The 12,541-nt window shown below is 29.3% G+C and carries 14 protein-coding genes; 11 read left to right on the top strand and 3 right to left on the bottom strand.

All coding sequences use genetic code 11. The features are described 5' to 3' along the window. The first annotated feature begins 48 nt into the window (after positions 1-48). The 4 genes from F555_RS0103910 to F555_RS0103900 all read left to right on the top strand — a co-directional run bounded on the left by F555_RS0103910 (position 49) and on the right by F555_RS0103900 (position 3,420). Positions 49-1,020 (top strand): DUF4013 domain-containing protein, encoded by a 972-nt coding sequence (locus tag F555_RS0103910; RefSeq protein ID WP_018153910.1) that lies wholly within the window; start codon positions 49-51, stop codon positions 1,018-1,020. Then, positions 1,017-2,060: a serine/threonine-protein kinase gene (locus tag F555_RS09020; protein WP_245547865.1), complete on the top strand. Its 1,044-nt coding sequence runs from the start codon at positions 1,017-1,019 to the stop codon at positions 2,058-2,060. The genes F555_RS0103910 and F555_RS09020 overlap by 4 nt, the downstream gene beginning before the upstream one ends. A gap of 65 nt (positions 2,061-2,125) precedes the next feature. Next, positions 2,126-2,521, top strand: coding sequence for a hypothetical protein (locus tag F555_RS09580; RefSeq protein ID WP_245547863.1), 396 nt, complete (start codon positions 2,126-2,128; stop codon positions 2,519-2,521). An 8-nt stretch (positions 2,522-2,529) separates the two neighbouring features. Beyond that, positions 2,530-3,420, top strand: a complete 891-nt coding sequence (locus F555_RS0103900) for a PP2C family protein-serine/threonine phosphatase (protein ID WP_018153909.1) — start codon at positions 2,530-2,532, stop codon at positions 3,418-3,420. A gap of 293 nt (positions 3,421-3,713) precedes the next feature. Here F555_RS0103900 and F555_RS09015 read toward each other — a convergent pair whose 3' ends face one another. Next, positions 3,714-4,448: an HFX_2341 family transcriptional regulator domain-containing protein gene (locus F555_RS09015; protein WP_157205732.1), complete on the bottom strand. Its 735-nt coding sequence runs from the start codon at positions 4,446-4,448 to the stop codon at positions 3,714-3,716. A gap of 17 nt (positions 4,449-4,465) precedes the next feature. Here F555_RS09015 and F555_RS0103890 point away from each other — a divergent pair, with 17 nt between their 5' ends. The 3 genes from F555_RS0103890 (at position 4,466) to F555_RS0103880 (ending at position 7,642) form a co-directional block, all read left to right on the top strand. Then, a complete protein-coding gene (locus F555_RS0103890) occupies positions 4,466-4,735 on the top strand; it encodes a 3'-5' exonuclease (RefSeq protein ID WP_026182952.1) in 270 nt (89 codons plus the stop codon). A 95-nt stretch (positions 4,736-4,830) separates the two neighbouring features. After that, a complete protein-coding gene (locus F555_RS0103885) occupies positions 4,831-5,289 on the top strand; it encodes a PD-(D/E)XK nuclease family protein (protein ID WP_026182951.1) in 459 nt (152 codons plus the stop codon). Positions 5,290-6,121: 832 nt separating this feature from the next. Then, complete coding sequence (locus F555_RS0103880; RefSeq protein WP_011973258.1) at positions 6,122-7,642, top strand: alkaline phosphatase; 1,521 nt, start codon at positions 6,122-6,124, stop codon at positions 7,640-7,642. Between the two features lie 73 nt (positions 7,643-7,715). Here F555_RS0103880 and F555_RS0103875 read toward each other — a convergent pair whose 3' ends face one another. Then, positions 7,716-8,834: a hypothetical protein gene (locus F555_RS0103875; RefSeq protein ID WP_018153907.1), complete on the bottom strand. Its 1,119-nt coding sequence runs from the start codon at positions 8,832-8,834 to the stop codon at positions 7,716-7,718. Between the two features lie 742 nt (positions 8,835-9,576). On the opposite strand from F555_RS0103875, the gene F555_RS0103865 reads away from it, so the two are divergent. From F555_RS0103865 to F555_RS0103850, 4 genes are all read left to right on the top strand, one after another. Continuing rightward, a complete protein-coding gene (locus F555_RS0103865) occupies positions 9,577-9,948 on the top strand; it encodes a 4Fe-4S dicluster domain-containing protein (protein ID WP_018153905.1) in 372 nt (123 codons plus the stop codon). 50 nt (positions 9,949-9,998) lie between these two features. Further along, positions 9,999-10,604 (top strand): OsmC family protein, encoded by a 606-nt coding sequence (locus F555_RS0103860; protein ID WP_018153904.1) that lies wholly within the window; start codon positions 9,999-10,001, stop codon positions 10,602-10,604. Positions 10,605-10,628: 24 nt separating this feature from the next. Beyond that, on the top strand, positions 10,629-11,318 hold the full coding sequence (locus F555_RS0103855; RefSeq protein WP_018153903.1) for a DUF166 domain-containing protein: 690 nt from the start codon (positions 10,629-10,631) through the stop codon (positions 11,316-11,318). 481 nt (positions 11,319-11,799) lie between these two features. Beyond that, the gene (locus F555_RS0103850; protein WP_018153902.1) at positions 11,800-12,039 is read left to right on the top strand and encodes a hypothetical protein; all 240 of its coding nucleotides are present in this window, start codon (positions 11,800-11,802) and stop codon (positions 12,037-12,039) included. Between the two features lie 145 nt (positions 12,040-12,184). Here F555_RS0103850 and F555_RS0103845 read toward each other — a convergent pair. Further along, the coding region (locus F555_RS0103845; protein WP_018153901.1) for a F420-dependent methylenetetrahydromethanopterin dehydrogenase at positions 12,185-12,541 on the bottom strand (357 nt) is incomplete at its 5' end.

Here is a 12,541-nt window from a genome sequence, read left to right as displayed (position 1 = left end):
ATGTATCTAATGTAGTATATCGGTGCATTATATATGGAGGGGGGAAATATGATAGAATATATTTGGGAATCATTCACATATATATTTAAAGATAAAAATTGGAAAAAAAAGCTTGTTAAGGGTGGGGCAATAGGGGTAATACCTCTACTTAATATTTCATTACTTGGCTATATGGTAGATATGATAACTCTTATTTATAAAGGTAAAAATAATGAGTTGCCTGAATTTGATATATCTAGTCAATTTATCGATGGATTTAAGATATCCGCAGTTCTTTTTGTATATTTTATATTATTTTATATATTGCTTATTGTGATTCTCGGTATTTTTTCGGTAATTTTCAAAGACAATATTTTTAGTGTTATTGGTATTGTGTGCTTCGCAATATTTATGTTATTCATGCATATCGCATTTTCACATTACATATATACCAACAAAATATCTTCATTTTTTGAATTCACTACATTATTTAGAATACTTAAAAAAACATGGGTTAATATCCTAATTTTTGATATTATTTACTATATTATTATGGGCTTTTTAGCTATTGCGATATATATAATGGCAGCCCTATTTTCCATGACAATTATATTAATTCCTGTGGCTATTTGGTTATTGGGGGCATTCTATTATTATTCCTGCATAGTATTTGGTTATTTCTGTGGAAAAGTATACTTAGAAGGAATTAATAAAAAACCAATAACTATGGGCTCCAAAGTGTTACCGACCAAGACGGTATCAAACAATAACAAAGATTTAAATCTACTTAATTCCTACCTATTAGGGGCTAAGGAGCTATTACCCGGAGCATTGGATGATTTTCGAAACAACAACTTAAATGATGCCATAAAAAAATGGAATAAATCATTGGAATACTATAAAAAAGCAGAGAAAATAGCAAAATCAAACAAAGATGAAGAATTAATTTCATCCCTAAATAATAACATTAAATCAGTAGTCCATAACATATTAGATGCAAAAATTAAATTAGTATCTGATAAAATTGGGGGGATGGTATGATAAAGGAAATATTAAATGAAATAAATGCTATTGAGAGATTTTTAAAAAATCATAGGGAGTATTTAGGGGAGGAGTATGCCAAATATCAAACCACATTAAACGAGCTCAGGTTAAAAGTTAAACTAAAAGAAATCGAAAATAATGTAATGGATGCTTTAACATTGAAATCAGATGAAGAGTATTTAAAAGCAAGGGATCTCTTAAAAAAATCTTCTAACGATATTGATAAATTAGAGGATGAAATGATAAATTTAAAGATAAAAACATTTAACAGTCAAATTACTAACTTAAAAAATCAAATAAATAATGAATTAAACTTCATAAAAAATTTGTTATTAGGTGAAGACTCCTCAATAAATGCGCCATATAATTCCTCATCGGTTAATTCTTCAAATCCTATAAATCAATCATTTAGTGGAGAAAACGAATTATTGAATATACTAAATGAATTATTATCAAAATATCAAAATCCTATAAAAATTGGGGAAGGGGGATTTTCCCATGTATTTAAAGTAATTAAAAATGGAAAGACAGTAGCCCTAAAAGTCCCGAAAGAATTAACTGAAATTACTGGGGAGTTATTCCTTAGAGAAATAGGAAATTGGAAAAAATTAAAACATATCAACATTGTTCGACTTTATTATAGTAATATTTATCCATATCCATACGTGGAAATGGAATACTGTGAAAAGGAATTAAATAAAATAAAAAATAATTTAGAGTTAAAAGAAGCAGTTTTATTATTTTTTGAAGTGTTAAATGGACTGAAATATGCACATAGTAAAGGGATAATTCATAAGGATTTAAAACCACACAACATTTTAATAAACAACAACATACCAAAAATTACAGATTGGGGACTATCAAAAGAAACTACTTCAAAATCCACAACTATAAACGCTTTAACTCTACAATACTCAGCACCAGAACAAATAAGCAGGGGAACAATCGATAAAAGGACGGACATTTATCAAATGGGGGTAATCCTATACGAATTAACAACAAAAAACTACCGTTTAATGGTAATGAGTTTGACATAATCGATAGTATTAAAAACGAAATGCCGCCAAAACCATCGAAATTAAATCCTTTAATTGATGAGGAGTTGGAAAATATTATCTTAAAATGTATCCAAAAAGACAAATCCAAAAGATACCAATCAGTAGAAGAATTGCAGAAGGATTTATCAGAATACCTAAACATACAACTTACAACTAACCTTACAGCTTCAAAAACAAATAAAGATTTTAGTAGAAGTATATTCTATTGTGCTGATTTGGTTTTATTCCACTTATTAAACAACGATTTAGGGGATGCTTTAAATTATCTCTACGATTTAAAACATTATGCAAATAAGAATTGCTCTGAGGAAATAATAAATTCCGTTGATAATCTAATAAAAGCTATCGAATATCGGATTAAAGAAGGGATAAAGGAGCCATCCGATGAGATAAAAATAAAGGCGAAAATAGTAGTAAATAAGGTTAAGATGAGATTTTAGGGGGTAATATGGAAATAATAAACAAATTTCTAAAAAAAATTGGATATAAGAAAGATGGAGAAGAAAAAAAGGACAAATCTAAAACCAAAATAAAAATTGAAGAAGAAAAAACCATGGATATCGAAATTCCAAAAATTGAACCTACTGAAAATTTTAATCGTGATGAAATTGTTTTTGAGGAAGATAATGCCTACGGTATATCCCACAAAGGAAATAGAACAAACAACGAAGACAATATCTTAATTAAAAAAATAAAAGATACCTACATATTAGCAGTTGCAGATGGTGTCGGAGGGCACAGCTCAGGAGATGTTGCATCAAAGATGGCAGTGGATATTTTAGAAAACATTATCATGGAAAAATACAATGAAAACCTATCAATTGAAGAGATAAAAGAACTTTTAAAAGATGCATACATTACGGCACACAACAAAATAAAAGAAAACGCTATTGGAGATAAAGAGGGAATGGGAACAACACTAACAACTGCAATAGTTAAAGGGGATAAATGCGTTATAGCAAACTGCGGGGATAGTAGGGCTTATTTAATTAGAGATGGAGAAATAGTTTTTAGAACAAAAGACCACTCTTTGGTTCAGGTTTTAGTAGATGAAGGACATATTTCAGAGGAGGACGCAAGGCATCATCCAATGAAAAATATCATTACCTCAGCATTGGGATTGGATGAATTTAAGGTAGATGATTACGAATGGGATTTAATTGATGGTGATGTATTATTGATGAGCTCCGATGGGCTTCATGATTATGTCAGTAAGGAAGATATTTTAAAAACTGTAAAAAATAATGATCACCCAAAAGATATTGTAGATGAATTATTCAATACTGCATTAAAAGAGACAAGGGACAATGTGAGTATTATCGTATATAAAAAGCAATAAGTAGTAAATACTTTGCTTACAGGATGTATGAAGAAGAAATGGTTGGAAAATGGCTGTTTATATTTTATTTAACAGAGCTCCAATATATACTGCATGAATAAGACGTTCTCTATCTCAGTGTATTATGTGGTTAGTGAGCTCACTTATTAAAAAATAATCTCGAGTTTCTATTAAAGGAAATACAAAATCCATTATATCGATAGAGCTCTTATACTACAACTATACAATGGCGTAAGTTGGCTAAAAATAGTTTAGTAGATCCTTTTGCGATTCTACCTTACTGTTTCAAGTAACTACACCACATAATCTAAGAGCATTTTTCCTTTTTCACTTATTTTTATATATTTTGACCTTCCAATCTTTTCTGGCTCTTTTATTAATTCCCATTCTAAAAGTTTTTCAACAACATTCTTATTAATCCAAACTAAATCATTATGACTTGAAGATTTAGATGAAACCATGCTGTTCTTTCTCCATTTTATAACTTTTTCTAAATCTTCCTTAGTTATGCCTTTATCTTTATTATTAATCATCTCAGTTATAATTCTATTGTTGGATTCCCCCTTTAAAACTTCCTCTTTTGTTAATAGGGTAAGTTCTTTTATAGTTAGCCCCCTGTCCCCTGATAGTTCAATAATCTTTAAAAATATTAATAATTCATCTCTTGGAAGATTCACTTTAAAAGGGTAGATAAATTTTACGTCTTTAACACCATATGTTCTTGGAAGGGAATTGATATGTTCATACTCATCCTTATATTTCTCTATTAATACTTCTTTTTCCTCATCAGATAGATTTTCATAAAGATTTTCGGGAATTACATAATATGGAATTATTTTCGAATTGTCCTTATTTAATACCATAGCACAGGTCATTCCTGCAATACACCCAATTGTAGAGCCAGATGATACGTTAATATAAAATTTAACATCTCCAAAAGATTCTCTTTCACTTACGATGATGGATTTCATCTTTTGAATATTTCTTCCAAATTGTTGTAAATTGTAATAAGGGGCAGTTTCCTTCAAATAATTTAGATAAGAATATGATTGAGTATGATGACATTTACGGCATCAGATTATCCAAATTATATGGAATTAAAAACAATTATCACGATATATTTGATAACTGGAAAGTAGACCTTGTAAAATCGGCTATTGTAAAAAACAACGATGAAGAAAGAAGATTAATGTTTGTTGCAATCACTCGGGCAAAGCAGTATGTATTTTTCACGTCCCACAATCCATCGGAGTTTTTTAATGGACTTTTGAAGAATATGGTAATGGTGTTGAAGAAATTGAAGAAGTTGAAATAAAACCTGCTGAACAATTTAATGAATCTTATGAAAAAATAGATATAAAGCTTCCAGAATGTGAAAAAACTAAAACTGTTCTTGCTGTGCATGATATTATGAGGTATAAACCGTCTGCAAGTGAAAAAGGAAAGGCGGGAAAAGGTGTTGAATTTGGAAAGTATATTCACCATGTTGCTGAGCAAATAGCTCTTGGAAGGGAAGTTAAAGAAGATGTTGAAGAAGTTAAACGAATAAAAAAATTCATTTCAGAACTTAACGCAAATGAGTTATTAACTGAAATTGAATGCTCCCTTCCATTAGGTGATTACATAATTAGGGGAGTTATTGATTTAATAGCAATATATGATGATAGGATTGAAATAATTGATTATAAAACAGATGTTTCCAAAAATAACCATTTTGAATATGTTAAACAACTATCAATATATTATCATGCTGTTAAGGAATACTATAATAAAAAAACTGTATGTAAAATATACTATGTGAGCTCCGATGAAGTTGTTGAAGTTGAGCCATTGGATTTGGAGTCTATCATAAAAGAACTTAAAAAATAACCAACTTCGTTGTTATTTTTAATGTTGGTATTGGCATAATAATGGTTTTTATAATGCAGTTGGAAGTTAAGGCATATTCTAAATTTCTGATAAAATAGTAAATTGAAATGCATCATACGGACCTATTGAAAACTAAACAAATATTTAAATTTATCATAAAATTGTTTATATAATTTTATCCATATAATAATTCAAATTATCATAATTATAATTATTACAACTCCATTTCCAAAATAATATTGTTCTAACTTTTCATCCTACATAGCGAATAATTAGTTAATGTTTCACTTTATATGGTGAAGGTTATTTAAATAGTGCTATTACGTGGGCGTTGGCAGGAGCTCACCACATAATAATTCCATAATTATATGATTAAGTAATATTTTTAAATGACACAACCAATATTATTTATACCACTTCATATAAATGATAATTTAAATTATCATAATCACAATTATCATAATAAAAAGTGATACTATGTTTGTAGATAGAGAGCATGAACTCACATCAATTGAAGAAAAATTAAACAGCAAATTGTTTTGAATTTACTTTAAATATATTTTTCTAAATTTATCTGCGATTGAGAAAAGATTATAATATATTCTAGATAAAAAGGGATTATAATTAATATTCAGGTATGATTTTGATTTATAATTGCATAATTATATCATTGTAATTATCCAATCAATATGATTGAATTTTAGGAGCTATATAATTTAAAAAATGTATAATTGTATATCATTTAGTTCATATTTTATGAAATAAAATTCAATAATAGAAAATTTTATATACTATATTATGAACAAATAATTATGTATATGGAGGTGAAATCTTGAAAAAAGCAATAGGCATATTAGGTGTAATATTCACAATATTCATATTGCTGGCATCTCAGGCGAGTGCAGCAAAAAGTAATGCAGAATCAGCATCAGCATTTAAGTCAAATGGAGTTAAAAATGTAATAATCTTGATAGGGGATGGAATGGGATTCAGTCAGTTGAAACTAACTAAGCAGTGTTATGGTCATTTAAGTATGGAAGATATTCCATCCACAGGTTTTGAGCTCACCGACTCATTAAGTGGTGAGGTTACAGATTCAGCAGCAGCTGGAACAGCAATTGCCACAGGATTTAAAACTTACAATGGGATGATTTCAACAATAAAAAAAGGCGAAATTAAAAATGTGACAACATTATTGGAATTGGCAGAACTATGCAATAAATCCACAGGATTGGTATCAACAGCAAGAATTACCCATGCAACTCCTGCGGTATTTGCTTCCCATGTTGAAGATAGGGACATGGAAAAAGAAATATCTAAACAGCTAATAGAGCACAAAGTAAATGTAATGTTTGGTGGCGGTAAAAAAGAATTTGACAGCGATACCTTGAATATGGCAAAAAATTATGGATATAATATTGTTTATGATAAAAAAGGATTAGAATCAGCAAATGGAAATTATATATTGGGATTGTTCTCAGATAGTCATATACCTTATGTATTGGATAGAGATGAAAATACACCAGGATTATTAGATATGACTAAAAAAGCAGTAGATTTATTAGAAAAAGACAATGATGGATTCTTTTTAATGATCGAAGCTGGAAGAATTGACCATGCAAGCCATGCCAATGATATTGCGTCAGTGGTGGCTGAAACAAAAGAATTTGATGATGTTGTAAATTACTGCTTAGATTATGCAAGGAAAAACAAAGATACTTTGGTTATTGTTCTTGCCGACCATGAAACTGGTGGACTGGCTGTGGGGACAGGATACGGTAATCCAGTGAATGAAGAAAAAATATTAAACATAAAAGCAAGCACCGACAAAATGGCAAAAGAAATAAAAAGCGGAAAGGACCCGAAAGAAGTTTTAAAAGAATACGCAGGAATAACATTAACCGATGATGAAGTTAAATTGATAAATGATGCTAGGAGCTCCGATAACAAGTATGCCCTTGGAAATACCATAGCAGAAATCATTGATGAAAAGGTTGGAGTTGGATTTGTATCCCACAAACACACCGGAGCTCCTGTGCCATTAATGGTGTATGGAAAAGGTTCTGAGAATTTTAGGGGATTTTTACACCATGTAGATACAAGTAAGGAGACGGCAAAATTGATGTTGTTTGGAAATACCAACAAATACATAAAGAACTACGGCGTAAGCAGTTTAAAAGGAGATGCAAATGGTGATTTTGTAATCAACAAAGATGACGCATACGTTACATTAATGTCCTATGTTGGGGAAGAAGTTGATACACAGAATGAAGAAAAATTAGATATGGATAATAATGGATTGATTGATTACATGGATGTTGCCATTATAATGAATAAGGCGGAATCCTACTAAGTAGTTTAAATTCAAACCATCTATTATTGTTATTATTTTATTTTTTCCTTGTATTTAAGAGATTTTGATTATTTTAGTTTATGGTTATATTGTATTTTGAAACCTCATCAAAATATCCCAAAATTGATAGATATCCATTATTGTTTTCATCATTTTGTACATATTTATCACCATAATATCTTTGATGAGGATAATTGGAGATACCATAATAATATATTTTAACCTTGAATTTTTCCCCATTATTTATGTTTTCAAGGTTTTTTACGCCGTACCCTATCAATGTGTTGTTTTCATTGTAAAAATTTACTTTTATGTAGATTTGCGTATTATCATCTGCGATATTCTCTCCAATTAACTCCACATAAGGTCTTCCATTGTCTGACATTAGTTTTTGACTGATTATTTTAGTATCATTTTGATGACTAATCATAGGATAATAATCTATACCAAAAATAGGGAATAACTTGCATTTTGAAATTGTGTAGTTGTTATACACCCAATCGTTGTTGTTGGTTTTAAACTTGAATGTCTCATTTGGTTCTATATTGTACAAATGAACCCTATTTTGACTTATTAATATGTTATTTTTATCATAATATTTTATAAAAACATATCCATCAACATATTTATTATTGGTATTTTCGCCTATAACTTCGATAATCTGGCTGTTGTTGTGTTTTAAAATATTGTATCTAATTTTAACAGGTACTCCGTGGTTTCCATTTTCATTGTAAAATAGCGTATCTTTATAACATTTTACCGATAAATTAACTGTTGATACGGAATCAACATAGTTTGAAGGACATTTTATTTTTGCTTTAAATGTTTCGCCCGGATTTATATTATCAAATTTTTCTTTGAAACTACCTATTACATAGCCATCTGAATCATACAATTTGGCATAGATAACACAATTACCTGAGATATTTCCAATATTTTTACCAATTACCTCTATGTATGCGTTGTTGTGGTTATTATTGTTGTTATTCCCCTTATCACCATTGTTTTCAAATATTAACTTATAATTAACTATCTGAATTAGGTTTTGCTCCTCCATCATATCTTCAAATGGTATTGCATTTCTAGGGTCATTGATGGAGCTCCATACAAAATAAATAGATGATGCTATTATGATTATCAGTACAATATTTATCAAAATCGATATACTTAGAAGTATATTTTTACCATTCATACATACATCCCTTTGCAAAATTAGAATTATGTTAATAAATTATCTATATCGACAACATTGTATATAGTCAATTGATACTATTTGAAACAAATGAAACCAATTGCATGACCTAATAGATATTAATAACAATTTTTTTCTCAATCGATATTATGGTGAGGTTATGAGACATGTTAAAAAGACGATATTGGTGTTGGGGGTTATGGTATTATTATCTTCAGTATATGCAGATACTGCCCCAAAAGTAGTTAAAGCATACCTTGGAGTAGATACTAAAGGGTAATTTTTAATATTATTATATTTCCACAATAGTTTTCTTTGATTATTTAGTAAATTATTAGTTAGTAAATAAATATATTCTAGCGTGGGTCATATTTCCTATTATTTAAATAAAATTATACCATTTTACTATCTATGTATATAACTAAAACTTAAAAATCATAAGGAACTTATAAGTAATTTGGATTTTGACCCCACTAATAATATTCTTCTAAAATCAAGTAGAAAACATTATATATTAGTGTTAGTATTACTCACTTAATTAAACATAATAATTATGATATTCCAAAACTAGATATTTTTATCAACACTATATATTTATATATTTAAAATTATTTAAAATATATTAAGATTAATTAATATATCGAAAAGTTTAAATATAATAATTTCTATTTAATATATTTGTGAATATCAATCTAAAATTAAATAGTCAAATAAATATTATAAAATAAAAAAAGGTGAATTAATGAAAGATTTGCCTGTAATTGGGAAAGACCCTTTGGGAAGGACAATAAAAGATTTTACAGTAATGCCTTGGTGGGGTGTAGATAGAAAAAATATAGAATGGTATCCAAAAATAGACTACGATGCATGCACAGGCTGTGGTATATGCTATATTACATGCGGAAACAGAGTAGTATTTGATTGGGACAAAGAAATGAAAAAACCTGTTGTTGCAAGACCATACAACTGTGTAGTTTCATGCACCACATGCGGTAATCTATGCCCTCATGATGCATTAATATTCCCAGATAGGGAATATATGCATGAAGTTATTATCAAAGAAAAAATTCTTAAAAAAGCTGCCAATAAATTAAAAGAACATGATTTAATATAAAATAATATAAATTCTTTTATTTTTTACAATATAAAATTTTGGTGAGTTCTATGAAAGAAATGATGTGTGAGATGATGAAAAATATGAAACCTGAATTTATGATGGAAATGATGGATGAAATGATAGATTCAAATATGGCAGAAAATTTTGCACCTAAGATGATGCCTAAATGTCTAAATAATTTTTTATCAAAGATACCTGAAAAAGAAAGAGAGGAGTTAATAAAAAAAATCGTTGATATTATAACATCCAAATACTACGATGAAGGCATAAATTCAACCTTTGTAAAAGAATTTGAAACTGATGTAAATATCAAAGGATTAAAGATAGCATCAAAAGGGGGAAAAGGTTCAGTGGGGGACAAAATTAATCCTATGGATTTATTTTTATCCGGATTATGCGGTTGCACAGCCATTGCAGTGGGGAGGACCTTGGAGGAGCTCAGTATTAAGGGAACAGTTAAGGTAGATGGTTCTGTTAAAAAAAGTTTTGAAAAAGGATGTATTGAACAAATTACATTGAACATCCATGTAAAAATTGAAGATAGCAGTAAGTCAGAAGAGGAGCTCACCAACATAATATTGGAAGGTTCAAAGAAATGTTTAATAAGCAACTCGTTAAAATGTGAGCTCATAAAAAATGTCATATTTGAATAGGAAAAATATAAAAAAGGTATAAATATGGCAAAAATATTAGTAATAACCGATGGAGCATATGGATATAGGATTCAAGGAACTGTAAATTCATTTGGAAAGAAAAATGAGTTTATAGGAATATGCAAAATAGATAAACCCACAGATTTTATTATTGATGAAATAGAACTGCCCAAAGAAGTAATAGATAAATTCAAAGAAGCAGATGTTCTATTGTTATATACTCAGCATCCAGACAATACATACGAAATTTGCAGAAAAGCCAAGAAAGAAAATCCTGATGTTGCCATAATCGTTGCTACATGGAGTGGAGAGGGACAGAAAAAAGAATTGAGCAAATTTGATGCCATATGCCCAGATGAGATGTGCTTATTAGATGAAAAGGATGTGGAAGATTTAATAAATAAATATCCAAAGTTAAAAGAATTTTTAGAAGAATTCGGAACTCCAAAGGTTGAAATTTATATAAAAGATGATAAAGTTGAAGATGTTAAAGTCATTAGGAGCTCCATATGTGGGAGCACATTGTTTATGGTTAAATCTATGAAAGGACTTGATGCAAAAGATAAAGAGGAATTAAGCAGAAAATCGGCAATGATGATTCAAAGATATCCCTGTGTAGCTGGAAAAATAAAAATATTTAGAAAAGAGTGCAAAAAACAGAAAGCTTTGGAAGTTCATAAAGATGCTGTATTCAACGGTATAAAAACCGAATAGGTTTTATAATTTTAATTATTTTTATTTAATTTATTTTTTATTTAATCACTCGCTCGCTATTATTGTAGTTAATCTCCAAACCTTTTAAAAAATCGAAGCAAATCACCAGCTTGTTAGTGAGCTACAAAAATTACGAAGTAATTTTTGTTTAATCAGAGCTCACGAAGTGAGCGTTATAAAACCTAACGGTTTTTAAAACCCTTAACAGGTTATGAAAATCATAATTTCAAAATCTCACTTTAGTTCGGAAATGTAGCAAAATGCGAAGCGAAGAGCTACAAAATCACTTCATGATTTTGTTCAATGCGAAGGTTTTCGTCTAATTTTAGGTAATACTTATGTGCATACCATTCGCAGAACGACTATATATTCATCTATATCGACAACATTGCATATGTAATAATGAAAATTACTTTATATAATCGTAACATCCATGATGAGCTCAGGAACATTCGTAATAAAATTGCACATGCTGATGTTGGTGAATGGTAAATCGAACAATGCCATTGGAAAAACAGATGAGTATTACAAAAAAGTAAAAGAAACGCTGAATAAAAAAGAGTTGTTTGATTTGCCAAAACAGTTACCTATGGAAAAACTGGTAGAGCTGTATGGGATCCAAAAAAATGGTAATATCCAAAATGCCTACCAGTGTTTATCACCCATAATTGTAAAAAAATTATGTAGTATTTATGATCTGAATTCAAAAAAAACAGTATGATTGTAACTTAACAATTGAAAAATTTAAAAGTTTGTTTAACTTAAAATCCTCAATTTAAAAACTATAAACTGCAGGAAATTATATGAAATTCCTTCGGAATTTCATCGATTTCTTGCAGATATGTTAGAATTGCACCCCACCATAATTATTCTGGTTTTTCCATTAACTCTTTTTTACTTAATATTTGTCCTTCTGGATGGTGTGGTTTTCTACTTACACCATCTGTTGATTTTTCTAACTCTCTTGCTTCATCCACTAATTTAGCAGCATATCTTATCATTTCATGGGCAGATGCTACAATTGGGATGTATTTTTCCATCTCTTTTGTCATGAAGCATCCTTTAACGTCAACATCTCCAACTTTTTCAGCCATAACAAATGCGGCCATTGCCTTTGCCTTTGCGTAAGGGTTGGTAAATTCCATAGCTTCAACAGCTTTTTGCTCGTTGATAACTATTTTTGGTAATTCAATTTCTTTTTCTTCCTTAACAGCATTAATCAT

Source organism: Methanothermococcus thermolithotrophicus DSM 2095, from assembly GCF_000376965.1.
Taxonomy (GTDB): domain Archaea; phylum AGJL01; class Methanococci; order Methanococcales; family Methanococcaceae; genus Methanothermococcus; species Methanothermococcus thermolithotrophicus.
Note: the sequence above shows the minus strand (reverse complement) of the source record. Positions and strands in the feature narration are given on the sequence as shown.